The sequence below is a fragment of the Citrobacter sp. wls615 genome (genome assembly GCF_005281355.1).
In the GTDB taxonomy this organism is placed as follows: domain Bacteria; phylum Pseudomonadota; class Gammaproteobacteria; order Enterobacterales; family Enterobacteriaceae; genus Citrobacter; species Citrobacter werkmanii.
In genome coordinates, this window is the sequence record NZ_SZXM01000089.1 from 1 (window position 1) to 25,559 (window position 25,559).

Sequence of the window (25,559 nt, forward strand, 5' to 3'; positions counted from 1 at the left end):
CTTACGCCTTACTGGTGCGCATAATGTATATTATGTTAAATTAAGTGATTCGCATAAAGTCATAGAATTAAGTCCCCATTAGTCTTTCGTTTGCTGGCATTTGGACATTGGTTGACACCACTACTAACTTATCGCTTCTGAAGAGTTCTTCCATCGCGATTATCCTGAAGTGTCAGGCTTGTCCACCCTCCTCTTTTTACTGCTTCAACGAACGTTCCTTGGAAGAACAGTGCCGATTTGGGCCATTGCTGGTCGTTCCGCTTTCTTGTAATCTGTCTCGTTGCATAACTGACAAAATCTGGAAATACCGAACTGGACTTCATATGAATGCTCATACTTCAAAAGACCCTTTACATGGCGTAACGCTAGAAATGCAGGTCAATGCGTTGGTCGATCGTTTTGGTTGGGCTGAGCTTGCTCAACGCATTAACATCAACTGCTTTAAAAATGAACCGAGCGTTAAATCCAGTTTAAAGTTTCTGCGCCGTACGCCGTGGGCGCGTGCTGAAGTTGAAGCGCTCTATCTTGATTCGCTGCATGACGTGACCCCGTACAACAACACCGCGCCTGCTATTGATCCCTGGGCTAACAGCCGCAACAAGAAACAATAAGAGCAAAGTCTGATGCCAGCATCCGGTTTCTTTTCAGGAAAATATCAGAAAAAACTGGCGAATATCTTCGTCCGTTGCCATGCCAGATTACCGCGAACCAACCTGAAATGGTTCGCGGTACTTGTGGGCAGTATGTTGTTACTGGGCAGTTGCTCTTCACAGCCGCCCGCTCCCAAAGTCACCCCACTACCTCCGGTGAATAAACCGCAACAGAGTAAGGAGCCGGTGCGTGGAATCTGGCTGGCGACGGTTTCTCGTCTGGACTGGCCGCCGATCTCATCAGTGAATGTCAGTTCCCCTGCCATCCGTATCAGCCTGCAGCAGAAAGCGTTGACGGATAAGCTGGATAACCTGAAACGTCTTGGCATCAACACCGTTTTTTTCCAGGTCAAACCCGATGGTACCGCATTGTGGCAATCTAAAATCTTGCCTTGGTCAGATACGCTAACCGGCACGATTGGTCAGGATCCGGGTTACGATCCGCTACAGTTTATGCTCGATGAAGCGCATAAACGCGGCATGAAAGTCCATGCCTGGTTTAACCCCTACCGTGTGTCCGTTAATATCAAACCGTCAACGATCACCGAATTAAACAGCACGCTGTCGCAGACGCCTTCCAGTGTTTATGTCCTGCATCGGGACTGGATCCGCACCTCGGGCGAGCGTTTCGTGTTAGATCCTGGTATTCCCGAAGTGCGCGACTGGATCACCAGCATTGTGGCGGAAGTGGTGGAACATTATCCGGTCGACGGCGTGCAGTTTGATGACTACTTCTATACCGAGTCTCCCGGTTCAGCGCTTAACGACAGCCAGACCTTCAGAAAATATGGTCAGGGATTTGATTCCAAAGCTGACTGGCGGCGCGATAACACGCAACGACTGATCGCCCAGGTTTCGCGGACCATCAAGAAACTTAAGCCTGAGGTGGAGTTTGGCGTCAGCCCCGCGGGTGTGTGGCGCAATCGCTCTCACGATCCTGCGGGTTCCGACACCCGTGGCGCGGCAGCGTATGATGAATCCTATGCCGATACCCGTCGCTGGGTGCAATTAGGCTTGCTGGACTACATCGCCCCACAGTTGTACTGGCCTTTTGCCCGTGATGCGGCACGATACGATGTGCTGGCGAAATGGTGGGCAGATGTTGTGAAATCAACCAATACCCGCCTCTATATTGGTGTGGCGCTGTATAAAGTCGGCGAACCTTCACGAAAAGAGCCGGACTGGACAGTCAAAGGCGGCGTGCCAGAACTGAAAAAGCAGCTCGATCTGAACGAGTCCGAACCACACATCAACGGCACCATCCTGTTTCGCGAAGATTATCTTAATCAGCCGCAAACGCAGGAGGCCGTAACCTATATTCGCAGTCGTTGGGGGCGTTAATGGTTATCTTTAGGTCTGTGTAGCGACTGAACCTGCATCACCGGGACAGTAACCGGCGGACATTATCATTAATTTGTTTCTGGATCGTATCCAGCGTGGTTTGCGTTATCTGATCGGGGTATTTGTCACTGGCGATAGCGCTCAGCCCTAACGCAGAGTGGCAGATCTTTTCGATTATGACGTTCACCTCGTCAGCAGAGAACTCAGCTTCCTGAACGCCAAGCAACTGAAGGTGCTTTCTTTCGATATCCAGCGCTTCCCCCAGCACGTCCATTTGGTGGTACCCGCCGGGTCCTTCACACCAGGTGACGTCGTAAGCCGGAGCCAGAGTCCAGTTTCCATCGGCTGACATTAAATAAGCAAAGTTCTTCGGATGATCGTCACGATTGTTGAATGCCACGTTGAAAACCACGCGTTCGAACGCTTTCGCCTTTTCTCTGACATCATTGGTACAGATCTGCGTGGCGCGCAGAAAATCCCGGTAATCTAAAGCGCCGGGTAACTGGTAATTTGCGCCGGTTAGAGCCGCCAGACTCTGCATTGGAATACGTATTGACTGGTCACGGTCGAAACGGCGGGTGGCAAAGGCCGCCTGCCCACCAGGCAGATCAAAATATGCCGTATCGGGCGTGCTAATCCCACATTGACGCAAGCATTCAGCATAAACAGCTTCGATGGCGCATACTTCAGCATGCTCATGCCTGGCGGGAAATTTAATCAACCAGCTTTCGCTCCCGGGCAGCGGAGCAGTGGTAAATTTTGACGTGACACTGTCACGATAAAGTAGCGCTTTTGGCCTTGCCCCTTGTGGCGAACCGCCCATCTGAAGCAATTTTTGCAAGAATTCCCCGCCGTCTCCACTCAAGACTTCCTGCACCTCTGCGGCCAGTTGTTCGAGAGGAACATCCTCTTTTGAAATCTTCTCGACATCTGACTGAACGGGCTGGAATGTCATGGCGCCCATCGCGTTGTTGCCGACCCAGGTTAACCGCTCCAAAGGACCTATGCGCGCTGCGTTTAGTCCGCGACGTTTAAATAATCGGTCCATCAACAGCATACCCCAGCCATCAGGTAACGAATCATAGACTGGTCCAGGCAATCCCAACTGATGAGCCGGGAAATCCCTGCGTAAACGTGGACCGTTCAGCGGTAACATCAGCCGGGACAGTTCCAGTCCCTTACGTATGGCGTCTTCACTGTATTCAAAGGCGATCAACGGGCGTCCGGTCAGGGCTGTGGAAGACACCAGTTTTCCCCACAGCCATTTTTCACCCCAGCCTTCATAAAAGACATCAACTTGTTCAGGCATCAGAATTTTTCCTTTTCACCCGCTGGCGTGCCGCGCTCTTCTCGTAACGCAAAATATCATCCAGACTGTCAATCTTGGGTTTGAATAAACCCTCCAGCGCATCGCCATAGCCTAACACCATTGCGACTTTGACCAGATTCTCAAATCCCACATTCTTACCTGTTTCCAGATTCGAAACGGTATTCACACCGACACCTGAACGCGCGGCAACATCTGCCTGCGTCATTTGTCGGGCGAGTCGTTCCTTACGTAATCTGTTACACAGCAGTTTGACGATGTCAGTAGCTGTATTGAGCGTTAAATCCATAATATTGGGCCTTATTTGGATAAATGCCAGTTTACACACAATATTATAGAGTTAAGTCGAAATTAATACAAAGCGGATAACATATGTTTTAATGGATTTAACGCCATAAGTCCGCGATAAAACCCATTATATTGTATTTAAATCATAGTCGGGTACGGTGATTAATCTGCCGCTATGCAGACTAAATGACCACGGTGCAGCTGGATCGCGCCCTGTCGTTTTAACCGGGCAAGCGTATCCATAATGGTGCTGCGAGAAAGTCCGGTTCGCTCCCTGATATATTGTACCGCCGGGATTCTTTTTTTGATGTCATCCGGCTCTTGTTGTAAAAGTTCAAGATGTCCCCAAACCATATCAGTTGCGGTTCGACTGGTGATCAGGCGATCGCGCTGGCTCATTACCTGAATAATATAGGCTTCAACTATTGCCACAGATTCCCAGAGTCGCTCACGGTTAACGATAGTCATGAAATCCGTTTTCTTTACTACATGAGTAGTACATGGGCTGACCGCTTCAATATCATAAAAGTTATGCCCTGTAGGAAGAAAGAACTCGGCCATTCCCAGCATCATCGGTGCCTGCTGACTGGCCAGGATTAGCCCATCAGTGCGTCGGCGAATGACGATTCTACCTTCGGTCAACAACCAGATCCCGTTCTCCCCCTGAGAATCCATAATAAAAGAACCGCTACGATATAGCGATTGGGCTTCAGAAAGTGGCAGTAATGCGTTGAAAAGTTTGGTTATATTAGTCGCAAGGAGTTCTTCGCTGCTACCGGTTTGTTCAGTATTGCTGGTCATAGAAGGCTCAGTATAATTCACTAAATAATCTTATTAATGATTATCGGTAATAGAGAAAAAATCAAACCTGAAAAGTCCATTTTTGGATTTGATTATTAACATTAGCCTTACAAGAAAGTCTGATTTTATACTTGCAATACATTAAAACTACTTGCTAATAAAAATGCAGCGATAATGTCGGCCAATAAAAATGGTTCTTATTGGAGTTCCTATGTTGCTCAATTATTTATCATTAGCAATACTCATCCTGGTGTTCTTAATTATTTTTTATGGCGTATTAATCTTGCACGACATCCCATACGAGATCGCTAAGAAACGCAACCACCCTCACCTCGATGCCATACATGTCGCGGGTTGGGTCAGTTTATTTACGTTACATGCGATTTGGCCATTTCTCTGGATTTGGGCAACATTATACAATGATAAGCATGGCTGGCATGGAAATACCTCAGGACATAATATCGCTGAGCTAAGCGCGCGGATTGCGATACTGGAAAAAACACATGAACAAACTAATAGCGCATACAGCCCGCAGGATCCAAAGGTAAATTAATCGTGGAAATATTATTAACATTAACCTACGCCGCTATCGTTTACGTCATTTTTAAAGTATTTAAGGTTCCGTTGAATAAGTGGACATTACCCTCAGCGGTATTGGGGGGCGTGGTCATGCTTGGGGCACTGATCCTTACCATGAATTATAATCATCCCTATACAGAAGATGCACAAAAATTGGTTGTGGGCATTCCCGTTGTTCCGCAAGTTACCGGGGTGGTTTCAGAAGTAACGGATAAAATTAACACACCAATAAAAAAAGGAGATGTACTGTTTAAAATCGATCCTGCCCGTTATAAAGCTAAACTGGAAAAGCTTGAAGCGGACATTGTTACGGCAAAACATGACGTTCTGGCCCTTGAGGAGAAACGCAATAGCGCGCGACTGCAGCTAGAACAGGCCAGGGCTGAACGTGATAAATATTACAAAAACTATCAGCGCTACCAGAAAGGCAGTCAGGCAAAAGTGAACCCATTTACTGCCAATGATATTGATACTGCGCGCCAGGATTATCTGGCTCAGGACGCGGCGATGAACGCCGCCAATGCTGAACTGAACAGTATCCAGAAAGAACTCGACAGCACCATTCATGGACAAAACTCGCAGATCGCCAGTCTGCAAGCTCAAATTGATGAGGCTCGATTTAATTATGAGCAAACCATTGTTCGCGCCCCCAGCGACGGTTATGTCAGCCAATTACTGGTTCGTCCTGGAACCTATGCGTCGAGACTGCCTTTTAAGCCTGTTATGGTGTTTATTCCTGCGCACAAAAACCAAATTGTTGCGGCATTTCGTCAAAATTCGATCTTACGTCTTAATGTGGGGGATGACGCTGAGATTGTCTTCAATGGCTTGCCGGGACAAGTAATACAAGGAAAAGTCGTCAGTGTTGCCCCCGTGATCCCTACCGGGGCTTATTATGCCCAGGGAACATTGCAATCCTTAAACGTCACACCGGGCAGTAACAAAGTGCTGGTCAGTATCGAAGTTGATAATAATCAGGCTGAACAGCAACTCCCAGACGGTGTTGCCGCTCAGGTTGCCGTCTATTCAGCTCAGCATTTTGAAGCATTATCATTGCTACGGAAAATACTCTTGCGCATGACCAGTTGGATGCACTACCTGTACCTTGATCATTAATCGACTGTCCGGGTGCGATAGCTGCACCCGGACTTCACTCGACGCTCAGACAGTAGCGGGTTCTGGTAATCTAAACGACGAGACCAGCAGCGCCAGTTGTTCCGCCTCCTCTTTCAGGGCCTGTGTACGTGCGGCGGCATCATCAATTAACGAGGCATTCTGCTGAACGGTGCTGTCCATTTCGGTAACGGCCAGCGTGACTTCGGAAACGCCTTTACGCTGTTCTTCGCCTGCAACGCGTATTTCTCCCATCAACTGACGCACCTGCCGTACGTTACTGACCAGTTCTCCCAGCCGTTCGCCTGCATTGTGAATTTGCTGACTCCCGCTACCAACATGTGATACAGATTCATCAATCAATGCTTTAATTTCCTGCGCGGCAGTGGCGCTACGCTGGGCCAGCGTACGTACTTCAGAGGCGACAACCGCGAATCCTCTACCTGCATCGCCCGCTCTGGCGGCTTCAACGGCGGCGTTCAGGGCGAGAATATTGGTCTGGAACGCAATGCTGTCAATCACCGCGACAATTTCTACCATTCTCCCGGATGACGCGCTGACGTTATCCATTGTTGAGATCACGCCCTGCATGACATCACCGCAACGGTTGGCCGTTTGCGCGGTGCTATCGGATAGCTCATCTGCCAGTTGTGTATTACTCGCATTTTGGTGAACGGTCGCATTTAACTGTTCCATCGCCGCCGAACTCTCTTCCAGCGCAGCGGCTTGCTGCGTGACGCGAGATGAGAGTTCCATATTGCTGTCAGCCAGGCTGACGGCATTATTCGCCACCACCACGCTGCTGCTTCTGACGGTGATCAGGATGGCTGATATTTTATCGACGAAAAGATTAAACGCCTCGGCGATAGCCGAAATCTCATCTTTACCGCGTACATCCAGACGACGTGTAAGATCGCCTTCGCCCTGCGCAATATCATCGAGTGCCTGGCGGGTATCATCGAGACGCGAAATCAGTCGGCGAACCACCAGCCAGGATCCCACCAGCAATAGCGTCATAATTGGGATCAACACTTCCAGCACGTCCTGCATCATCACTTTGGCGAGACCGACGATGCGTGATTCAGGCGTCACCAGCCCCACGACCCAGCCGGTATCCGCCATCGGGAATAGCATTACCCGGGACGGCGTATTCAACACATTGTCATTGGCAAGCGTAATCGTTTTCACTCCATCTGCCGGACGTAAAGATTTAAGACCGTTTTCCACCGGGATAAGCCATTGCGCGCTTTGCGCTAGCTCGTTAATGGTTTTGTGTTTTGTCAGGTCGGCCTGCGGGAAATAGAGAAGTTGTCCCTGTTTATCCACCACGAACGCGTAACCGCCGGTGCTATTTCCCTGCTGTTGCATAAAGGTGGCAACGTTATCCAGACGAATATCGGTAGTGGCGACGCCGGCAAACTTACCGGCCAGTTGGTAAGGAACGCTGCAGGTTACCATGTTGACCCCGGAACTGGCGTCCTGGTAAACATCAGACCATAAGCAGCTGTTTTGTGAATGACCTTTGGCATGCTGATACCAGCTTTCATTGTGGTATCCGCTTGATCCTTCGACGTTATAGTCGTTGGAATACATCAGCTTTCCTTCAGCGTTACGCGCCCAGAAAAAGCTGCGCTTTTCTACGCCTGCTGTGAAAGCGTCTGGCTCTGGCCAGATGCCGCCGCCGGTAATGATCGACTCTTTATCTTCACCAATCAAATGCGGAACAACGCTTTGGTACAGCGATTCATCGTTGGGCAGCACTTCGGCCAGTCGCGACAAACCGACGGTCTCACCTTCAATTCGCGACAACACGGTACTTAACTGACGGGTTAAACCTTGCCCCGTTTCTTCGATCAGGGCGGTATTGATTTCAACCACGCGCGGCTGCCCTCGCCAGAGCATAATCGCAACAATAACAAGTGTAGTGACTGCAAGCAGCAGAATGCCGCCAATGGTTAAACGCGTTGAAATACGAGTAGGATACCAGACCATACAAACTCCTTCTGCAAAAGGCTAACTTTTACCCAGTATCGGCACCGGCATTTTTATCTTTATAAACTTTCCTTAAGTATTGCAAAATAAATAAGTGACAGCGTCACAAATAGCAAAACCCAGCACTTTGGCCGGGTTTTAATAACGCTTTAATTTTATTTTGATAATTCTTTTTTGATTTCGTCTTTTATTTTGCTTAATTCACTCTGCGGATGTTTTTTACAAAGTTCTACGGTCAGAGGTACTGCGGTCGTGACGGTTTCGTTATAGTCGACGTAATCACCACCTTTGAAATCTTCATCTTCATTGAGCACCCAGAAAGCCACCGGAGCCATGGTCTGCGGGTTCAGATCGATGAACTCCTGGCAGCTCATGCCTTTCGGTGTCACTTCAGTTTTCGCGCTATCAGTGGCTGCATTGACGCTAACACTGGTTAACAGCGCTGCGACCAGAATACCTGCTGTAGAAAGGGAGAATTTATTCATTGTAGTACTCCATTTATAATATAGATAATATCTACACTCGCGCTTCAAACCGTTAATGTAGTTCGCAAAAAATAATACCCCTACCGTAATAAGAATAAAGATTGCCATTATTCATTTGGCTGAAAGTTATATTTACCATTACTGATTCTGATGTTTGAGAGGAAATGTTGTCGACAATGTGATCGTTCCGACGAAATCGGCATATTCATACCCCGCTCTGCTGTCGCTGCACCAAAACTGAACTACGCTGCACAAATGTTGATCATTAGTTAATGAATATGGTTTGTGTTTTAACAAAAACAGCCTGCGTGCAGCTGTTAGCGACCTGGCACGCGTCCTGCATTGTTAATTCACTAACAGTGAGCGGTAATCTGACAGACAACTAACAGCGAGAAGGTAATGACAGCGAAACCTGAATTATTTACCCGCATAGAACAGACCTTCAGCCAGCTTACGCCGAGCGAAAAGCGCGTAGCCGGATGGCTGTTAGCCCATGGTGTACAGATCCCTTTTGAAACTGCGGATGGCATCGCTAAAGCGGCAGGAACCAGCGGTATTACCGTAGGGCGCTACCTGCGTAAACTGGGCTTTCGCAATCTGGAGGATGCAAAAGCCAGCCTGCGTGAGCTGCCCGTAGTCCCCTATCAACCCTGGGGAATGAACGAGCGGCTGGATTCCTGGCACCAGCAACAAACCCTGCCAGATCGCGCGCAGCAGTCGCTGTTACTGGAAATCGACGCCATTACCCACGTCTATCAACTCGCGCAAAGCGATACATTTTTACGCATTGCGCAGCAGCTGGCGCATGCGGAAGCGGTTTACATCCTCGGAATCCAATCTACGCGTGGGATTGCCAACGCCTTTTTTAGTCATCTTGAATACCTGCGGCCTAAAGTCAGCTACTCCGAGGGGCTTTCCGGCAGTTGGGTCGAGTCGCTGAATTCGGGATTTAACCAGCCATACGTGGTGATCACCGACATGCGCGCCTACTCCGCCATCTCCCGACAATATTGCCGCGTCGCGACAGAACGCCAGATTCCACTGGCGCTGATCACCGATGTGTGGTGTCCGTGGGCCAGAGATTATGCCCTTGATTTACTCCAGGTAAAAACTGACACCGGACATTTCTGGGATTCTCTGGCTCCCGTGAGCTGTCTGTTCAACTTATTACTTTCTGCGGTGGTGGAGCAACTTGGTGATTCCCTCGCAGGACGCCTGCAAACCAATCGCCAGTTACAACAACAGTTTGGTCAATTCGAACAATAAACAGGAAATGTGCTATGTCAGAAATCCCAGAACTGGTCGATCTGTCGGTGATATTCCCGTCGCTGCATATCGATCTCAAATACGCCACTGCCGACAACATTACCGGCGCGCCTATCTACCGGGAAGCTCGCTGCCTGTTACACCGCGAGGCGGTAACCGCGCTGGCTAAAAGCATCAGTATCGCGCAACTGGCGGGCCTGAAGCTTGTAGTGTATGACGCGTATCGCCCCCAGCAGGCGCAGGCGGTGCTGTGGAATGCGTGCCCGGATCCCCAGTACGTCGTCGATGTGGCGATTGGATCCAATCACAGCCGCGGGACGGCCATCGACGTTACGCTGATGGACGAGCGTGGCAATGTCCTCGATATGGGCGCTGATTTTGATGAGATGCACGACCGTTCCCATGCCTGGCACCCTTCTGTTCCACCGGCCGCGCAGCGTAACCGGTTGCTACTCAACGCCATTATGTTCGGTGGCGGTTTTGTCGGCATTAACAGCGAGTGGTGGCATTTTGAATTGCCTGATGCCGCCCGTTATCCGCTGCTTGACGACCAGATAGCCTGTTTCCCTGTTCCCCCCATAACAACACAACATCCCTTTTAATTCTGGAGCCTGGTTATGAAGACTACACCTGCGTTAAATGCGTTTTTTCGCCCCGCTCTGATCGCCGTTGCGCTGGCATTTGCCCTGCCTGCCGCGCAGGCCGCCGTGCCTAAAGATATGCTGGTCATCGGTAAAGCCGCCGATCCGCAGACGCTCGACCCGGCCGTGACCATCGATAACAACGACTGGACGGTCACCTATCCCTCTTATCAACGTTTGGTTCAGTACAAAACCGAAGGCGGTAAAGGCTCCACGGAAGTTGAAGGTGATTTAGCCAGCGGCTGGAAAGCCTCTGACGATCAGAAAGAGTGGACGTTTACCCTGAAAAACGATGCCAAATTCGCCGACGGTACGCCGGTGACAGCTGATGCGGTGAAACAATCCTTTGAGCGCCTGCTCAAAATTGGCCAGGGACCCGCTGAAGCATTCCCGAAAGATCTGAAGATTGAGGCCATTGATGACAACACGGTGAAATTTACCCTCAGCCAGCCGTTCGCACCCTTCCTGTATACGCTGGCAAATGACGGGGCCTCAATTATCAATCCGGCTGTCTTAAAAGAGCACGCGGCAGATGATGCCCGCGGATTCCTGGCGCAGAACACAGCAGGCTCCGGTCCTTTCATGCTGAAAAGCTGGCAAAAAGGACAACAGCTGGTGCTGGTGCCAAACCCGCATTATTCCGGGGCCAAACCAACGTTTAAGCGGGTTTCGGTAAAAATCATCGGTGAAAGCGCTTCCCGTCGCCTGCAATTGTCGCGTGGCGATATCGACATTGCCGATGCGCTTCCTGTCGACCAGCTTGCCGCTTTAAAACAGGAAGGCAAAGTTAACGTAGCGGATTATCCCTCACTGCGCGTGACCTATCTGTATCTGAACAACAGTAAAGCGCCGCTCAATCAGGTGGATTTACGCCGCGCCATCTCGTGGGCCACCGATTATAAGGGCATGGTGAATGGGATCCTCAGTGGCAATGGTAAACAGATGCGCGGTCCGATCCCTGAAGGAATGTGGGGTTTTGATGACAAGGCTATGCAATACAGTTTTGATGAAGCCAAAGCGAAAGCTGCATGGGACAAAGTCACGAGCAAACCCGAAAGCCTGAGCTTCTTGTATTCAGATAATGACCCTAACTGGGAGCCGATTGCCCTCTCAACCCAGGCCAGTCTCAACAAGCTGGGTATTAAGGTGAAGCTGGAAAAACTGGCGAATGCCACCATGCGTGACCGTGTGGGTAAAGGGGATTACGACATTGCTATCGGCAACTGGAGTCCGGATTTCGCCGACCCGTACATGTTTATGAACTACTGGTTTGAGTCAGATAAAAAAGGTCTGCCGGGTAACCGTTCGTTCTACGAAAATAGTGAGGTCGATAAGCTGCTGCGTAGCGCATTAGCCACCACCGATCCGGTCGCCAGAACCAATGATTACCAGCAGGCGCAAACCATCGTGATTGATGAAGCGGCCTACGTCTATTTATTCCAGAAAAACTATCAACTGGCGATGAACAAAGACGTCAAAGGATTTGTATTTAACCCCATGCTGGAACAGGTCTTCAACATCTCCACCATGAGTAAATAAGCCACGTTGATGCGGAGCCACTCAGGCTCCGCAAGGGGAAGCTAATGACGTTCTGGAGCATTTTACGCCAGCGATGCTGGGGTCTTATTCTGGTGGTTATCGGTGTTTGCGTGATCACCTTTATTATTTCGCACCTGATCCCAGGCGACCCCGCGCGGTTGCTGGCGGGCGATCGCGCCAGCGATGAGATAGTCGAAAATATTCGCCAACAACTGGGGCTGAACCAGCCGCTATATGTGCAGTTCTTTCGCTATGTGAGCGATATCTTTCAGGGCGATTTAGGCATTTCCATTCGCACCGGTCGTCCGGTACTGGATGAGCTGCGTATCTTCTTTCCCGCTACTCTGGAGTTGGCTTTCTGCTCTTTGCTGCTGGCGCTGGTGATCGGTATTCCGTTAGGTATTTTATCTGCGGTCTGGCGCAACCGTTGGCTTGATCACCTCGTTCGCCTGATGGCGATTACCGGCATCTCCACGCCTGCATTCTGGCTGGGGCTGGGGGTTATCGTGCTGTTTTACGGTCATCTGCAAATTTTGCCCGGCGGTGGTCGGTTAGACGACTGGCTGGATCCACCGGCTCATGTCACTGGGTTCTACCTGATTGATGCCCTGCTGGAAGGCAATGGTGAAGTCTTTTTCAATGCGCTCCAGCACCTGATCCTACCATCACTGACGCTGGCTTTTGTGCACTTAGGGATCGTTGCCCGCCAGATTCGCTCCGCCATGCTGGAGCAACTGAGTGAAGATTACATTCGTACCGCGCGCGCCAGCGGGCTGCCGGGCTGGTACATCGTGTTGTGTTACGCGTTGCCGAATGCGCTTATCCCATCAATAACGGTTCTCGGCCTGGCATTGGGCGATCTGCTCTACGGTGCGGTACTAACCGAAACGGTATTCGCCTGGCCGGGAATGGGCGCCTGGGTAGTAACGTCGATTCAGGCGCTCGACTTCCCGGCGGTGATGGGATTTGCCGTAGTGGTCTCTTTCGCTTATGTGCTGGTCAACCTGGTGGTGGATTTACTCTACCTGTGGATTGACCCACGAATTGGACGCGGAGGTGCTGAATGATGCTCACTCAAGAAACGCCGACCGCCCCACAGACTGCTCGTCGTCGTACGGACTGGGCGAAATTGTTGTGGATGATGAAAAGCAGCCCGCTGACGCTGATAGGCGGGGTCATCATTGTACTGATACTGTTGCTGATGGTGCTGTCACCGTGGATTACGCCTTACGATCCTAATGCCATCAATTTAAGTGCGCGCCTGCTGCCACCGTCTGCGTCCCATTGGTTTGGTACCGATGAAGTGGGTCGCGATCTGTTCAGCCGTGTTCTGGTCGGAAGCCAGCAGTCGGTCGTCGCTGGTCTGGTGGTGGTGGGAATTGCCGGCGGATTGGGTTCGCTGCTGGGTTGTCTATCTGGCGTCATGGGGGGACGCGCCGATGCAATTATCATGCGAATAATGGACATCATGCTGTCCATCCCTTCGCTGGTGCTGACGATGGCACTGGCCGCTGCGCTGGGACCCAGCCTGTTTAACGCCATGCTGGCGATTGCCATCGTACGTATTCCTTTTTATGTGCGCCTCGCCCGCGGCCAAACGTTAGTGGTGCGTCAGTTTACCTATGTCCAGGCTGCGCGGACCTACGGCGCTTCTCGCTGGCACCTGATTAGCTGGCACATTTTACGTAACTCTTTACCGCCGCTGATTGTGCAGGCATCGCTGGATATCGGCAGCGCGATCCTGATGGCCGCCACGCTCGGGTTTATTGGTCTGGGCGCACAGCAGCCCAGCGCGGAATGGGGCGCGATGGTGGCGATAGGCCGCAACTACGTGCTTGATCAGTGGTGGTATTGCGCTTTTCCCGGCGCCGCAATTCTGATTACTGCCGTGGGCTTTAATCTTTTTGGCGATGGTATTCGCGACCTGCTGGATCCGAAAGCCGGAGGAAAACAGTCATGACACAACCCGTACTGGAAATTGAGGATTTGCATCTGAGTTTCCCCGGCTATAAAGCTGACGTGCATGCGCTGAACCATGTTTCGCTGCATATCAACCGCGGAGAAATTGTCGGCGTGGTCGGTGAATCCGGTTCCGGCAAGTCCGTGACGGCGATGCTTACCATGCGGCTGCTGCCGGAGGGCAGTTATCATATTCACCAGGGACGCGTTTCGCTGCTGGGTGAAGATGTGCTCAACGCCAGCGAAAAGCAGATGCGCCAATGGCGTGGCGCACGCGTCGCCATGATCTTCCAGGAGCCCATGACCGCGCTTAATCCCACGCGACGTATCGGCCAGCAGATGGTGGAAGTTATCCGCCATCACCAGGCGTTAAGCCGCGCGGATGCTCGCCAGAAAGCCATCGCTTTACTGGAGGAGATGCAAATTCCGGACGCGGCGGAAGTGATGAAACGTTTCCCGTTTGAGCTTTCCGGCGGTATGCGCCAGCGGGTGATGATTGCGCTGGCCTTTTCCTGCGAGCCGGAACTGATCATTGCCGATGAACCGACCACCGCACTTGACGTCACGGTACAACTGCAGGTGCTGCGTTTGCTGAAGCTAAAAGCGCGCGCCAGCGGGACAGCGGTGCTATTTATCAGCCATGATATGGCGGTGGTTTCACAATTGTGCGACCGGTTATACGTCATGTATGCCGGAAGCGTGATTGAGAGCGGCCCTACACCAACCGTTATTCAGCATCCGACGCACCCCTATTCCATCGGCTTGCTGAAATGTGCGCCGGAACACGGCGAACCGCGCGCATTGCTGCCTGCCATTCCCGGCACCGTACCGAATTTAACCCGCTTACCGACCGGATGCGCATTTCGTGAGCGCTGTTTTGCCGCCGGTCCTCGCTGTGACGAGACGCCTGCATTAAGCAGTCAGGGAGGCGCGGATCAACAATCTGCCTGCTGGTATCCGCAACTGGAGACAACACATGTCTGAATTTTTACTGGCCCTGCAGGATGTTCATGTCAGCTTTCCCGCGCGTAAAAACTGGCTCGGCAAGGTTACCGAACGGGTGCATGCGATCAACGGTCTGGATTTACAGATTCGTCAGGGAGAAACGCTGGGGATTGTCGGTGAGTCGGGCTGCGGAAAAAGTACGCTGGCGCAACTGCTGATGGGGATGCTGCAACCGAGTCAGGGAAACTACTCTCGCCACAATGACAAGCGGCACAGCGGCATGCAGATGGTCTTTCAGGACCCGCTTTCATCGCTTGATCCGCGTTTGCCGGTGTGGCGAATTATCACCGAACCGGTGTGGATCCAGAAACGAAGCTCCGAGCGTGAACGCCGCATTCTTGCCGAAGATTTGGCGCAACAGGTAGGGATCCGCCCTGAATATCTCGACCGTCTGCCGCATGCGTTCTCCGGCGGGCAGCGTCAGCGTATTGCCATTGCCCGGGCGTTGTCGTCTGAGCCGGACGTGATCGTACTGGATGAACCCACTTCGGCGCTGGATATTTCCGTGCAGGCGCAAATTCTTAATCTGCTGGTGTCATTGCAGGCCCGCAGAAATCTGACCTATGTGCTGATATCGCATAACGTGTCGGTGGTTCGCCATATGAGCGATCGCGTGGCGGTGATGTATCTTGGGCAAATTGTTGAACTGGGCGAAGCGCAGCAGGTTCTTACTCATCCAGCCCATCCCTACACGCGATTATTACTGGAATCAGTTCCGAAAACGGGAGCACCGCTGGCGGAGGATTTAGTGTTACGGAAAACCGAACTACCGGGGAACCGAACGCTGCCCGAGGGCTGTTTTTTTCGTGACAGATGTCCGTTGGCGATCCGTGGCTGTGAGAATAAACAGGCCTTGCTGACCAGCGAAACGGGAAGTGAAGTTCGCTGCTGGCGGGCGGTTAACATGCGCTGAATGCGGCGGAAAATCAGGTGCAATACGCCTTTTTCAGTGTTTCCACCAGCACTTCGGAGGCGGTAGATAACTTATGATGTGCCGAACGCAGAACGCCGATCCGACGCTGGATCACCGGCGTGTCCAGATTGATACAGGTTGCGCCTAATTCTGTCATTTGCGTACGGCACAGCGCGGGTACGGCGCTGCCGCCCAGGCCCTTAGCCACCAGCCGGCCAACGGTCACCAGCTGATGGCTCTCCAGCGCCACCTCCAGCGAATGCCCGCTTTGCACCAGTTGTTCTTCCAGCATCAGACGCACGGCGGAAGGACGTTGCAGGGTGATGAAATCCAGCGTCAGCAGTTCACGCCACGCAATACGATCCCGCCCTGCCAGTCGGCAGGTTGGCGGGACAATCGCGATAAAACGATCCACGCCAAGTGGGGTGAAATGCAGATGCCCGGAATAGTCCGGTTCGAAGGCAATGCCCATCTCCACCCGCCCTTCACTCACCATCTCAATGACCTGTTCGTTAATCACATCGTGAACCGTTACGTTGATACCAGAATAGGAATCACGAAACGTTTTTAGTACCGATGGCAGGACGTTAGCGGCAAATGAAGGCATGGCGGCAATAGAGATTTTACCGCGTTGCAGCGTGAATCGCTGGCGCATTGCCTCTTCCGTGTTCTCCCAGTCCGCAAGCAGCTGTCGCCCCATATTCAGCAACGTTTCCCCTTCCTGCGTCAGGGTCACTTTGCGGGTGGTTCTCAACAGTAAAGCTCCACCTAACGAATCCTCCAGTCCTTTGATCGCCAGGCTTAATGCGGGTTGCGACATATTCAGTCTTTCACTGGCATGAGCGAAATTCAGAGTGTGAGCTACCGCTAAAAACGCGCGTAACTGTTTGATGCTCATTCCCATTTCGCATTCCTTTAACTTGTTGAATACCTTTAATTAACATTAAATTGATAAAAAAACCCAATGAGTGAGTCACAAATTTAAAATTAACAAATCATTTTTCTCCCCCAATGATGTCTGCAAGGACAACAGGAGGGGCAAGTATATGGCTGGACTGGATAAACGGGTCGCCACGTATCAAGAGGCGCTGGAAGGACTGACCGACAACATGACGCTGCTGGCGGGCGGTTTTGGCTTGTGTGGGATCCCTGAAAATCTGATTGCCGAAGTGCGTCGTCGGGAAGTTCAGGGACTTACCGTGGTGTCAAACAACTGCGGCGTGGACGGTTTTGGCCTCGGCGTGCTGCTGGAAACGCGTCAGGTGCGCAAAGTGGTCGCATCTTATGTGGGTGAAAACGCGCTGTTTGAAAAGCAGGTGCTTAGTGGCGAACTGGAAGCCATCCTGACGCCGCAAGGCACGCTGGCTGAGCAGTTGCGCGCTGGCGGCGCGGGGATCCCCGCTTTCTTCACCGCGACCGGATACGGTACCCCCGTGGCCGAAGGAAAAGAGGTGCGCGAGTTTGCCGGACGTCCGTACATTTTAGAGCAGGCCATAACCGGGGATTTTGCGCTGGTCAAAGGCTGGAAAGCCGACTGGTACGGCAATGTTATCTATCGCCATACCGCACAGAATTTTAATCCGCTTATGGCCGCTGCCGGGCGCATTACCGTAGTGGAAGTCGAAGAGATCGTCCCCCCTGGCGAGTTGGATCCCGCTGCGATTCATACCCCCGGAATTTTTGTTAACCGCATTATTCAGGGGCAATTTGAAAAACGTATTGAACAACGCACCCTACGCCAGAAAGGAGCCTGACCATGTTAACGCGTGAACAAATGGCAATGCGTGTCGCCCGTGAGCTGCGCGACGGTTATTACGTCAACCTTGGAATTGGTATTCCCACTCTGGTAGCGAACTACATCCCCGATGGTATGGACGTGATGCTGCAATCGGAAAACGGTTTGCTGGGTATGGGGCCGTTTCCCACCGAAGACGAAATTGATGCTGACATGATCAACGCCGGAAAACAGACCGTGACGGCGCGTAAAGGCGCAGCGATTTTCGACTCGGCGCAATCCTTCGCGATGATCCGCGGCGGCCACGTTGACCTGACGGTGCTCGGCGCGTTTGAAGTCGATGTTAACGGCAATATCGCCTCGTGGATGATCCCCGGAAAAATGGTGAAAGGCATGGGCGGCGCAATGGACCTGGTGGCCGGAGCCGACAACATCATCGTGGTGATGACCCATGCCTCCAAAAACGGTGAGTCAAAATTGCTTCCCGCCTGCACCCTGCCGCTGACCGGCGTGGCCTGCATCAAACGCGTACTTACCGATCTGGCGTTGCTGGAGATTGCCGACGGGGCGTTCATTCTGCGTGAACGCGCCCCGGGTATCAGCGTGGATGACATCGTCGCCAGAACCGCCGGCAAGCTGATCGTTCCTGAAAATGTCCCCGAGATGCAATTTAACTGAGGAGCTGACCATGCAGGATGTTGTTATTGTCGCGGCAACGCGCACCCCGATTGGCAGTTTTCATGGCGCGCTGGCGCCGCTTTCGGCGGTTGAACTCGGTTCGGTGGTGATCCGTTCCCTGCTGGAAAAAACGGCGGTGGCACCAGAGCAAATTGATGAAGTGATTTTGGGTCAGGTGCTGACGACGGGTTGCGGCCAGAATCCGGCCAGGCAAACGGCGTTACGCGCAGGACTTCCGGTAACTACGCCGGCGTTAACCATTAATCTGGTGTGCGGCTCGGGCCTTAAAGCTGTGCATCAGGCGGTACAGGCGATTCGCGGCGGTGATGCGCAAATTGTGATTGCCGGTGGGCAGGAGAGCATGAGCAACGCGCCCTATTTTCTCGACGGCGCGCGGGCAGGTCTGCGCCTGGGTCATGCCAGCCTGAAAGACAGCGTAGTACATGACGGTTTGTGGGATGCCTTCAACGACTATCACATGGGCATTACTGCGGAAAATCTCGCGGATAAGTTTGTTATCAGTCGTGAGCAACAGGACGCATTTGCTCTGCACTCCCAGCAAAAAGCGGCTGCCGCAATGGAAGCCGGTCGTTTTAGTGCGGAGATTACCCCGGTCAGCGTTCCGCAGGGGAAAAAACCGCCGCGTGTAGTGGACCGTGACGAACAGCCTCGCCCGGATACTCAGGCCGATAAGCTGGCGCAGCTCAAGCCCGCCTTTCGGCCAGGAAACGGTACGGTGACCGCCGGGAATGCTTCTTCAATTAATGATGGCGCCGCGGCGGTGATGCTAATGAGCGCCGCCAAAGCCGCGGAACTCAATTTGCCGGTTCTGGGACGGGTGGCGGGCTACGCGGTCTCCGGCGTCGATCCGGCCATTATGGGCATTGGGCCAGTAGAAGCGTCACTTCAGTGTCTGAAACGGGCTGGCTGGACGCTGAACGATGTTGATCTCATTGAAGCCAACGAAGCATTTGCCGCACAAGCGCTGGCGGTTGGCGAATCACTGAACTGGGACAGCAGCAAAGTTAACGTCAATGGCGGCGCGATCGCGCTGGGTCATCCGATTGGTGCCTCCGGGTGCCGGATTCTGGTGACCCTGCTGCATGAAATGGCCCGCAGCAACGCCGCCAAAGGGTTGGCCACACTGTGCGTAGGCGGTGGTCAGGGGGTCGCACTGGCAGTAGAGCGTCCAGAGGGGGTATCTCATGCAAAATAATTCTATCTGCGTACTTGGCGCAGGTTTAATGGGCGTCGGCATCGCTACCCACTTTGCCCGTTTTGGTCACGATATCTGGTTGTACGACACCGATAGCAGCCGGATTGCGGAAATTAACCTTATTGCCAGCGGTATTGTGGATGAGCTTATTGCTACTGAACAATTTGCTCTAAACGAAAAAGCATCGGTTATAAACCGTCTACACGGCACGACGTCGCTACAGGATATTGCCGCGTGCGGCTTGCTGATTGAAGCCATCCCGGAACGCCTCGAACTTAAGCATGCGCTGTATGCGCAACTGGAAGAGCTGATCGCACCGGAGGCAGTGATCGCCAGTAATACCAGCGGATTGCCCCCCGATGCCCTGGCAGAAAAACTTGTCCATCCTGAGCGGTTGCTGATCGCCCATTTCTGGAACCCGCCGCACTTTATTCCGCTGGTTGAAATTGTGCCGGGGACGGCAACGAAGGCGGAATATCTTCATGAATTACAACAACTACTGCTGTCGATGCAACTGGAAGCGGTCGTGCTCGATCGCGCCGCGCCAGGGTTTGTCGGCAACCGTCTGCAATTCGCCCTGCTGCGTGAAGCGTTGCATATCGTTAAAAGCGGTATCGCCAGAGCGGAGGTGGTGGATCAGGTAATGCGTGCCTCGCTCGGACGACGCTATGCCATGGTTGGCCCGCTGGAGGCGGCTGATATGACCGGTCTTTCTACGGTACAGGACATTTGTCGGCATCTGTTACCGGAGCTGGCAACAGGTAGCGACATGATGTCGCTGGTCGCTGACAAGGTCGCCAACGGTGATACCGGTTTGCGCAGCGGCCAGGGATTTTATCGCTGGGATGATTCGCGCAAAGAGTACATCCAACAACGCAGAGAGCATCAACTGCGCTTTGCCCTGAAACCGTAACTTCTCTTTCTGTACCCTACTATAACAATGATATTGAGGAGTCATGATGAGTGTATTAATCGCCCTGGCAGCGCTGGGCCTGCTGATGCTTGCAGCCTATCGCGGATACAGCGTCATCCTGTTTGCCCCCATCGCGGCATTAGGTGCTGTATTGCTTACCGAACCCAGCGCCGTCGGCCCTGCCTTCACCGGCCTGTTTATGGAAAAAATGGTCGGTTTTGTGAAGCTGTACTTCCCGGTGTTTTTGCTGGGAGCGGTGTTTGGCAAGTTAATCGAGTTATCTGGTTTTTCCCGCTCAATTGTTGCCGCCGCCATCAATATCCTCGGGCGGCGTCACGCCATCCCGGTGATCGTGCTGGTGTGCGCGCTGTTAACCTACGGCGGGGTATCGCTGTTCGTCGTGGCGTTTGCGGTGTATCCATTTGCGGCGGAGCTGTTCCGCCAGAGTAATATTCCTAAGCGCCTGATCCCGGCCACCGTCGCGCTGGGCGCGTTCTCCTTCACGATGGACGCCTTACCTGGCACGCCGCAGATCCAGAACATTATTCCGACCAGTTTCTTTGGGACTAACGCCTGGGCCGCACCGTGGCTGGGGCTGATAGGCTCACTGTTTATTATTTTCGTCGGTCTGGTTTATCTCGAACGTCAGCGTCGTAAAGCGCAGGCTAAGGATGAAGGCTATGGCACTGAACTGTTAAACGAGCCGGAAACGCCGGATAACATTAACCTGCCAAACCCGATAATCGCTATCTCTCCGCTGATTCTGGTTGGGGTGTTTAACCTGCTGTTTACCCGTTGGATCCCACAGTGGTATGGCGCAACACATCAACTGGAACTGCCAGGCCTTGCCAAACCGATTACCACCGAAGTCGGTAAAATCACCGCTATCTGGGCAGTGGAAGCGGCGCTGATTTCAGGGATCTTACTGGTGGTGCTGTTCGGCTATCGCAACATTAAAGGTCGCCTGGCGGAAGGCAGCAGAACGGCGGTTGGCGGCGCGATCCTCGCGGCGATGAACACCGCGTCGGAGTATGGTTTTGGTGCGGTGATCGCTGCCCTGCCGGGTTTCCTTGTGTTGTCAAAAGCGCTGGCGGCGATCCCTGACCCGCTTCTTAACGAAGCCATCAGCATCACCACGCTGGCCGGGATCACCGGCTCGGCATCGGGTGGGATGAGTATTGCCCTTGCCGCCATGTCTGACACTTTTATTGCCGCTGCCCATGCCGCCAATATTCCACTCGAAGTCTTCCACCGCGTGGCGTCAATGGCTAGTGGCGGCATGGACACCCTGCCGCACAACGGCGCGGTCATTACCCTGCTGGCAATTACCGGCCTCAGCCATCGTCAGGCATATGGCGGGATTTTCGCCATCACCGTGATCAAAAGCCTGGCCGTGCTGTTTGTTATCGGCGTCTTCTACACCACCGGAATTGTTTAAGGAAAATTATCATGAACTTAACGGGAAAAACCGCCCTGGTTACCGGCTCGACCAGCGGTATTGGATTAGGCATCGCTCAGGTGCTGGCACAAGCGGGCGCTACGTTGATCCTCAACGGGTTTGGTGATGTTGAAGCCGCCAAAGACGCCGTGGCGCAATATGGCAAAACGCCAGGCTATCATGGCGCGGACCTGAGCGATGAAGCGCAAATTGCTGACATGATGCGCTATGCCGCAAGCGAATTCGGCGGCGTGGATATTCTGATCAACAACGCCGGGATCCAGCATGTGTCTCCGGTAGAAACCTTCCCGGTTGAAAAATGGAACGCGATTATTGCTATTAACCTCTCATCCGTTTTTCACACTACGCGGCTGGCGCTGCCGGGTATGCGCGCACGAAACTGGGGACGCATCATTAATATCGCCTCGGTTCACGGCCTGGTAGCTTCAAAAGAGAAATCCGCTTACGTGGCCGCAAAACACGGTGTGGTGGGATTAACCAAGACCATTGCACTGGAAACCGCGCAGACGGGCATTACCTGCAATGCGCTGTGCCCCGGTTGGGTACTCACGCCGCTGGTTCAGCAGCAGATTGATAAACGTATTGCCGAAGGCGTGGCGCCTGACGTCGCACGTGACGCCCTGCTGGCGGAAAAACAACCGTCGCGTGAATTCGTCACGCCGGAGCAGTTAGGGGAACTCGCGTTGTTTTTATGTTCAGACGGTGCGGCACAGGTGCGCGGCGTTGCGTGGAATATGGATGGCGGCTGGGTGGCGCAATAACATCATCGGGTGCCGGATAAGACGTAGTCGCATCCGGCACGCCACGATTAAGACTTCAGCTGATAATCCAGTGTAATTTCCGCGTTCAGCACCTGCGAAACAGGGCATCCGGCTTTCGCTTTCTGGATGATGCCGTCAAACGTGGCGGCGTCTATCCCCGGAACGCTTACTTCACTGTGCAGCGCTACTTTGGTTATCGCAAAACCCGCATCCACCTTATCCAGAGAAACATCGGCAGTGGTATCAATAGCATCTGGCGTAAAGCCCGCTTCACCCAGCATTAACGAAAGCGCCATTGAGAAGCAAGCCGCATGAGCCGCGCCAATCAACTCTTCAGGATTGGTGCCTTTTACCCCTTCAAACCGGGTATTAAACCCATACGGTTGCTGATTTAGCACGCCGCTTTCAGTCGATACGGTACCTTTACCGCGCTTAATGTCGCCTTCCCAGTGTGCCTGACCTTTCTTATGGATAGTCATTACCGTTCTCCTGTGTTGTCGTTGAAGTTACAAGTATAGGACGCCTGAGAAAATGCATGACACATACGGGATAGTTCTGCATTTACCGCTTAAGCATTGACCTTTCAGATAAAATGACCGACCATCCGGAAAGCCGTTATTTTAAACATCGGCTTTCTATCAGGTTGTATTTCGTCCGTTTTTATACGGACTCGCCCTTGAAACCAGAAACAGGATTAAGGAGTTAGAATGAAATCGAACCGTCAGGCCCGTCATATTCTTGGACTGGACCACAAAATCTCAAACCAACGTAAAGTCGTGACCGAAGGTGACAAAACCAGTGTGGTCAACAATCCTACCGGAAGAAAGCGCCGCGCTGACGGCAAATAGTCTTTCGCTGGTCTGACTGAATAACGAGATAAACACCATTGCAACCGCAGTGGTGTTTTTGCTTATAAAACCCCTTAACCCATTCACAATGCTTTATACTTCGCCCGTTTCCCTGGCGGACAGGCCACACTCGATCATAAAGAACGCCAGGGACGGTTATTCAAAAAAGAGTGAGTGACATGGAAAACGAAACTAAAAAACTGCGTTCCCTTTACATCCCCTACGCTGGCCCGGTACTGCTGGAATTCCCTTTACTGAATAAAGGGAGCGCTTTCAGTGTGGAAGAACGCCGTAACTTCAACCTGCTGGGGTTACTGCCGGAAGTGGTCGAGACGATTGAAGAACAGGCTGAACGCGCCTGGATCCAATATCAGGGATTCAAAACCGAAATCGACAAGCATATTTACCTGCGCAACATCCAGGACACCAACGAAACCCTGTTTTACCGACTGGTGCATAATCACCTTGATGAGATGATGCCGGTTATCTATACCCCAACGGTAGGTGCTGCCTGTGAGCGTTTCTCTGAGATCTACCGTCGCGCGCGCGGCGTATTTATCTCTTATCAGAACCGCCACAATATGGACGATATCCTGCAGAACGTGCCTAACCACAATATCAAAGTCATCGTCGTTACCGACGGTGAACGTATTCTGGGCCTTGGCGACCAGGGGATCGGCGGGATGGGTATTCCGATCGGTAAGCTGTCGCTGTATACCGCGTGTGGTGGGATTAGTCCGGCCTACACCCTGCCGGTCGTTCTGGACGTCGGTACCAACAATCAGCAACTGCTGAACGATCCGCTGTATATGGGCTGGCGTAACCCGCGTATCACTGATGATGAATACTACGAATTTGTCGATGAATTTATCCAGGCTGTGAAGCATCGTTGGCCGGACGTACTGCTGCAGTTCGAAGACTTCGCACAGAAAAATGCGATGCCGTTGCTGAACCGCTATCGCGATGAAATTTGCTCATTTAACGACGATATTCAGGGCACCGCAGCCGTTACCGTTGGTACGCTCATTGCCGCCAGCCGCGCGGCGGGTAGCCAGTTAAGTGAACAGAATATCGTGTTCCTCGGAGCGGGCTCCGCCGGTTGCGGGATTGCCGAGCAGATCATCGCGCAGATCCAGCGTGAAGGTTTAAGCGAGGAAGCGGCGCGTCAACGCGTGTTTATGGTCGATCGCTTCGGCCTGTTAACCGACAAAATGCCGAACCTGCTCTCCTTCCAGACCAAACTGGTGCAAAAACGCGAAAATCTGCAGCACTGGGATACGCAAGAGGATGTGTTGTCGTTGCTCGACGTGGTGCGTAACGTTAAGCCGGACATCCTGATTGGTGTTTCCGGACAGACCGGCCTGTTTACCGAAGAGATCATCCGCGAAATGCACAAGCATTGTCCGCGCCCGATCGTCATGCCGCTGTCTAACCCGACTTCACGCGTGGAAGCTACGCCACAGGATATTATCGCCTGGACCGAAGGTAACGCACTGGTTGCGACCGGTAGTCCGTTCGCGCCGGTAGTGTGGAAGGAAAAAGTCTTCCCGATTGCCCAGTGTAACAACGCCTATATTTTCCCGGGTATCGGGCTGGGTGTTATTGCTTCTGGCGCATCGCGCATTACCGATGAAATGCTGATGTCAGCCAGTGAAACACTGGCGCAGTATTCTCCGCTGGTGTTGAACGGCGAAGGACTGGTGTTACCAGAACTGAAAGATATTCAGATCGTTTCCCGCGCGATTGCCTTTGCCGTGGGTAAAATGGCCCAGCAGCAAGGCGTGGCGGTGAAAACGTCCGCCGAAGCGCTGCAACAGGCGATTGACGATAATTTCTGGCAGGCGGAATATCGCGACTACCGTCGTACTTCTATTTGACGGTTTGCCCGGCAGACTCAGCTGCCGGGCGTTCAAAGCTTGCGCAACTGCGTAACTTGCGATTACACTTTCATCACCGATTAACTTTCTGAAAAACAAAAGGAGGATACTTATGCTGTACTGTGAACGTTTTATCGTTTCACATGCTTTTGGCGATCGCCAGTGCTCAAGCG

26 protein-coding genes are annotated in these 25,559 nt (G+C 52.5%); 19 read left to right on the forward strand and 7 right to left on the reverse strand.

Translation table 11 applies throughout. The annotated features are described in order from the left end of the window. The first annotated feature begins 323 nt into the window (after window positions 1–323). A complete protein-coding gene (locus tag FDX04_RS23170) occupies window positions 324–611 on the forward strand; it encodes a VF530 family DNA-binding protein (protein WP_137371520.1) in 288 nt (95 codons plus the stop codon). A 12-nt stretch (window positions 612–623) separates the two neighbouring features. Continuing rightward, complete coding sequence (locus FDX04_RS23175) at window positions 624–1,991, forward strand: glycoside hydrolase family 10 protein (RefSeq protein WP_137371521.1); 1,368 nt, start codon at window positions 624–626, stop codon at window positions 1,989–1,991. Window positions 1,992–2,028: 37 nt separating this feature from the next. Here FDX04_RS23175 and FDX04_RS23180 read toward each other — a convergent pair whose 3' ends face one another. The 3 genes from FDX04_RS23180 to FDX04_RS23190 all read right to left on the reverse strand — a co-directional run bounded on the left by FDX04_RS23180 (window position 2,029) and on the right by FDX04_RS23190 (window position 4,407). Beyond that, window positions 2,029–3,300, reverse strand: coding sequence for a type II toxin-antitoxin system HipA family toxin (locus tag FDX04_RS23180; protein WP_137371522.1), 1,272 nt, complete (start codon window positions 3,298–3,300; stop codon window positions 2,029–2,031). After that, the gene (locus FDX04_RS23185; protein WP_137371523.1) at window positions 3,293–3,607 is read right to left on the reverse strand and encodes a helix-turn-helix domain-containing protein; all 315 of its coding nucleotides are present in this window, start codon (window positions 3,605–3,607) and stop codon (window positions 3,293–3,295) included. The genes FDX04_RS23180 and FDX04_RS23185 overlap by 8 nt, the downstream gene beginning before the upstream one ends. 161 nt (window positions 3,608–3,768) lie before the next feature. Beyond that, the gene (locus tag FDX04_RS23190) at window positions 3,769–4,407 is read right to left on the reverse strand and encodes a helix-turn-helix domain-containing protein (RefSeq protein WP_137371524.1); all 639 of its coding nucleotides are present in this window, start codon (window positions 4,405–4,407) and stop codon (window positions 3,769–3,771) included. A 211-nt stretch (window positions 4,408–4,618) separates the two neighbouring features. Between FDX04_RS23190 and FDX04_RS23195 the strand changes: the two genes are divergently transcribed. Next, a complete protein-coding gene (locus FDX04_RS23195) occupies window positions 4,619–4,960 on the forward strand; it encodes a DUF3302 domain-containing protein (protein WP_137371525.1) in 342 nt (113 codons plus the stop codon). 2 nt (window positions 4,961–4,962) lie between these two features. Then, window positions 4,963–6,102, forward strand: a complete 1,140-nt coding sequence (locus FDX04_RS23200) for an HlyD family secretion protein (RefSeq protein ID WP_061381336.1) — start codon at window positions 4,963–4,965, stop codon at window positions 6,100–6,102. A gap of 45 nt (window positions 6,103–6,147) precedes the next feature. Here the strand turns inward: FDX04_RS23200 and FDX04_RS23205 are convergent, their stop codons facing one another. Together FDX04_RS23205 and hdeB are read right to left on the reverse strand one after the other, a co-directional pair. Next, the gene (locus FDX04_RS23205; protein ID WP_137371526.1) at window positions 6,148–8,091 is read right to left on the reverse strand and encodes a methyl-accepting chemotaxis protein; all 1,944 of its coding nucleotides are present in this window, start codon (window positions 8,089–8,091) and stop codon (window positions 6,148–6,150) included. Window positions 8,092–8,246: 155 nt separating this feature from the next. Beyond that, window positions 8,247–8,576, reverse strand: a complete 330-nt coding sequence (gene hdeB / locus FDX04_RS23210) for an acid-activated periplasmic chaperone HdeB (RefSeq protein WP_032939734.1) — start codon at window positions 8,574–8,576, stop codon at window positions 8,247–8,249. Window positions 8,577–8,975: 399 nt separating this feature from the next. On the opposite strand from hdeB, the gene FDX04_RS23215 reads away from it, so the two are divergent. The 7 genes from FDX04_RS23215 to FDX04_RS23245 are packed head-to-tail and all read left to right on the forward strand — an operon-like array spanning window position 8,976 to window position 15,899. After that, complete coding sequence (locus FDX04_RS23215) at window positions 8,976–9,842, forward strand: MurR/RpiR family transcriptional regulator (protein WP_137371527.1); 867 nt, start codon at window positions 8,976–8,978, stop codon at window positions 9,840–9,842. A gap of 14 nt (window positions 9,843–9,856) precedes the next feature. Continuing rightward, window positions 9,857–10,444, forward strand: a complete 588-nt coding sequence (gene ddpX / locus FDX04_RS23220; RefSeq protein WP_137371528.1) for a D-alanyl-D-alanine dipeptidase — start codon at window positions 9,857–9,859, stop codon at window positions 10,442–10,444. Window positions 10,445–10,459: 15 nt separating this feature from the next. After that, window positions 10,460–12,022 (forward strand): ABC transporter substrate-binding protein, encoded by a 1,563-nt coding sequence (locus FDX04_RS23225; RefSeq protein ID WP_137371529.1) that lies wholly within the window; start codon window positions 10,460–10,462, stop codon window positions 12,020–12,022. Window positions 12,023–12,066: 44 nt separating this feature from the next. Next, window positions 12,067–13,089: an ABC transporter permease gene (locus FDX04_RS23230; RefSeq protein WP_042308389.1), complete on the forward strand. Its 1,023-nt coding sequence runs from the start codon at window positions 12,067–12,069 to the stop codon at window positions 13,087–13,089. Further along, a complete protein-coding gene (gene ddpC, locus FDX04_RS23235) occupies window positions 13,086–13,982 on the forward strand; it encodes a D,D-dipeptide ABC transporter permease (RefSeq protein WP_038640605.1) in 897 nt (298 codons plus the stop codon). The genes FDX04_RS23230 and ddpC overlap by 4 nt, the downstream gene beginning before the upstream one ends. Then, on the forward strand, window positions 13,979–14,965 hold the full coding sequence (locus tag FDX04_RS23240; protein WP_042308384.1) for an ABC transporter ATP-binding protein: 987 nt from the start codon (window positions 13,979–13,981) through the stop codon (window positions 14,963–14,965). The genes ddpC and FDX04_RS23240 overlap by 4 nt, the downstream gene beginning before the upstream one ends. Further along, window positions 14,958–15,899, forward strand: a complete 942-nt coding sequence (locus FDX04_RS23245; RefSeq protein ID WP_137371530.1) for an ABC transporter ATP-binding protein — start codon at window positions 14,958–14,960, stop codon at window positions 15,897–15,899. Before FDX04_RS23240 ends, FDX04_RS23245 begins: the two co-directional genes overlap by 8 nt. Before the next feature lie 13 nt (window positions 15,900–15,912). On the opposite strand, the gene FDX04_RS23250 is transcribed toward FDX04_RS23245, so the two are convergent. Next, window positions 15,913–16,803, reverse strand: a complete 891-nt coding sequence (locus FDX04_RS23250; RefSeq protein ID WP_137371531.1) for a LysR family transcriptional regulator — start codon at window positions 16,801–16,803, stop codon at window positions 15,913–15,915. Between the two features lie 142 nt (window positions 16,804–16,945). Here FDX04_RS23250 and FDX04_RS23255 point away from each other — a divergent pair, with 142 nt between their 5' ends. Genes FDX04_RS23255 through FDX04_RS23280 form a run of 6 tightly spaced genes read left to right on the forward strand, consistent with a single transcriptional unit; the run spans window position 16,946 to window position 22,661 of the window. Continuing rightward, window positions 16,946–17,653 carry a CoA transferase subunit A gene (locus FDX04_RS23255; RefSeq protein WP_032939731.1) on the forward strand — a complete coding sequence of 236 codons (708 nt, stop codon included), beginning with the start codon at window positions 16,946–16,948 and terminating at the stop codon, window positions 17,651–17,653. Window positions 17,654–17,655: 2 nt separating this feature from the next. Beyond that, a complete protein-coding gene (locus FDX04_RS23260) occupies window positions 17,656–18,312 on the forward strand; it encodes a CoA transferase subunit B (protein ID WP_038640615.1) in 657 nt (218 codons plus the stop codon). A gap of 10 nt (window positions 18,313–18,322) precedes the next feature. Next, window positions 18,323–19,528 (forward strand): acetyl-CoA C-acetyltransferase, encoded by a 1,206-nt coding sequence (locus FDX04_RS23265; RefSeq protein ID WP_137371532.1) that lies wholly within the window; start codon window positions 18,323–18,325, stop codon window positions 19,526–19,528. Then, window positions 19,518–20,441 (forward strand): 3-hydroxyacyl-CoA dehydrogenase family protein, encoded by a 924-nt coding sequence (locus FDX04_RS23270; RefSeq protein WP_137371533.1) that lies wholly within the window; start codon window positions 19,518–19,520, stop codon window positions 20,439–20,441. Before FDX04_RS23265 ends, FDX04_RS23270 begins: the two co-directional genes overlap by 11 nt. Window positions 20,442–20,484: 43 nt before the next feature. Then, entirely contained in the window at window positions 20,485–21,879 is a 1,395-nt protein-coding gene (locus FDX04_RS23275; RefSeq protein ID WP_204554957.1) for a GntP family permease, read from the forward strand. Window positions 21,880–21,890: 11 nt separating this feature from the next. Then, window positions 21,891–22,661, forward strand: a complete 771-nt coding sequence (locus tag FDX04_RS23280) for a 3-hydroxybutyrate dehydrogenase (protein ID WP_137371534.1) — start codon at window positions 21,891–21,893, stop codon at window positions 22,659–22,661. A 47-nt stretch (window positions 22,662–22,708) separates the two neighbouring features. On the opposite strand, the gene osmC is transcribed toward FDX04_RS23280, so the two are convergent. After that, window positions 22,709–23,140 carry a peroxiredoxin OsmC gene (osmC, locus tag FDX04_RS23285; protein WP_042308368.1) on the reverse strand — a complete coding sequence of 144 codons (432 nt, stop codon included), beginning with the start codon at window positions 23,138–23,140 and terminating at the stop codon, window positions 22,709–22,711. 228 nt (window positions 23,141–23,368) lie between these two features. On the opposite strand from osmC, the gene sra reads away from it, so the two are divergent. Both sra and maeA read left to right on the forward strand, forming a co-directional pair. Next, window positions 23,369–23,509, forward strand: a complete 141-nt coding sequence (sra, locus tag FDX04_RS23290) for a stationary-phase-induced ribosome-associated protein (RefSeq protein ID WP_038640628.1) — start codon at window positions 23,369–23,371, stop codon at window positions 23,507–23,509. 179 nt (window positions 23,510–23,688) lie between these two features. Beyond that, on the forward strand, window positions 23,689–25,386 hold the full coding sequence (maeA, locus tag FDX04_RS23295; RefSeq protein WP_042308364.1) for a malate dehydrogenase: 1,698 nt from the start codon (window positions 23,689–23,691) through the stop codon (window positions 25,384–25,386). The last annotated feature ends 173 nt before the right edge of the window (window positions 25,387–25,559 follow it).

Bases quoted from the DNA above. Each gene is read 5' to 3' on its own strand.
- FDX04_RS23245 (WP_137371530.1), top strand. From the start codon at position 14,958: ATGTCTGAATTTTTACTGGCCCTGCAGGATGTTCATGTCAGCTTTCCC.
- FDX04_RS23280 (WP_137371534.1), top strand. From the start codon at position 21,891: ATGAACTTAACGGGAAAAACCGCCCTGGTTACCGGCTCGACCAGCGGT.
- ddpC (WP_038640605.1), top strand. From the start codon at position 13,086: ATGATGCTCACTCAAGAAACGCCGACCGCCCCACAGACTGCTCGTCGT.
- FDX04_RS23215 (WP_137371527.1), top strand. From the start codon at position 8,976: ATGACAGCGAAACCTGAATTATTTACCCGCATAGAACAGACCTTCAGC.
- FDX04_RS23255 (WP_032939731.1), top strand. From the start codon at position 16,946: ATGGCTGGACTGGATAAACGGGTCGCCACGTATCAAGAGGCGCTGGAA.
- FDX04_RS23265 (WP_137371532.1), top strand. From the start codon at position 18,323: ATGCAGGATGTTGTTATTGTCGCGGCAACGCGCACCCCGATTGGCAGT.
- FDX04_RS23190 (WP_137371524.1), bottom strand. From the start codon at position 4,407: ATGACCAGCAATACTGAACAAACCGGTAGCAGCGAAGAACTCCTTGCG.
- FDX04_RS23205 (WP_137371526.1), bottom strand. From the start codon at position 8,091: ATGGTCTGGTATCCTACTCGTATTTCAACGCGTTTAACCATTGGCGGC.
- FDX04_RS23250 (WP_137371531.1), bottom strand. From the start codon at position 16,803: ATGGGAATGAGCATCAAACAGTTACGCGCGTTTTTAGCGGTAGCTCAC.
- hdeB (WP_032939734.1), bottom strand. From the start codon at position 8,576: ATGAATAAATTCTCCCTTTCTACAGCAGGTATTCTGGTCGCAGCGCTG.
- FDX04_RS23240 (WP_042308384.1), top strand. From the start codon at position 13,979: ATGACACAACCCGTACTGGAAATTGAGGATTTGCATCTGAGTTTCCCC.
- FDX04_RS23195 (WP_137371525.1), top strand. From the start codon at position 4,619: ATGTTGCTCAATTATTTATCATTAGCAATACTCATCCTGGTGTTCTTA.
- maeA (WP_042308364.1), top strand. From the start codon at position 23,689: ATGGAAAACGAAACTAAAAAACTGCGTTCCCTTTACATCCCCTACGCT.
- FDX04_RS23170 (WP_137371520.1), top strand. From the start codon at position 324: ATGAATGCTCATACTTCAAAAGACCCTTTACATGGCGTAACGCTAGAA.
- FDX04_RS23260 (WP_038640615.1), top strand. From the start codon at position 17,656: ATGTTAACGCGTGAACAAATGGCAATGCGTGTCGCCCGTGAGCTGCGC.
- FDX04_RS23275 (WP_204554957.1), top strand. From the start codon at position 20,485: ATGATGAGTGTATTAATCGCCCTGGCAGCGCTGGGCCTGCTGATGCTT.
- FDX04_RS23270 (WP_137371533.1), top strand. From the start codon at position 19,518: ATGCAAAATAATTCTATCTGCGTACTTGGCGCAGGTTTAATGGGCGTC.
- osmC (WP_042308368.1), bottom strand. From the start codon at position 23,140: ATGACTATCCATAAGAAAGGTCAGGCACACTGGGAAGGCGACATTAAG.
- FDX04_RS23175 (WP_137371521.1), top strand. From the start codon at position 624: ATGCCAGCATCCGGTTTCTTTTCAGGAAAATATCAGAAAAAACTGGCG.
- FDX04_RS23185 (WP_137371523.1), bottom strand. From the start codon at position 3,607: ATGGATTTAACGCTCAATACAGCTACTGACATCGTCAAACTGCTGTGT.
- ddpX (WP_137371528.1), top strand. From the start codon at position 9,857: ATGTCAGAAATCCCAGAACTGGTCGATCTGTCGGTGATATTCCCGTCG.
- sra (WP_038640628.1), top strand. From the start codon at position 23,369: ATGAAATCGAACCGTCAGGCCCGTCATATTCTTGGACTGGACCACAAA.
- FDX04_RS23225 (WP_137371529.1), top strand. From the start codon at position 10,460: ATGAAGACTACACCTGCGTTAAATGCGTTTTTTCGCCCCGCTCTGATC.
- FDX04_RS23180 (WP_137371522.1), bottom strand. From the start codon at position 3,300: ATGCCTGAACAAGTTGATGTCTTTTATGAAGGCTGGGGTGAAAAATGG.
- FDX04_RS23230 (WP_042308389.1), top strand. From the start codon at position 12,067: ATGACGTTCTGGAGCATTTTACGCCAGCGATGCTGGGGTCTTATTCTG.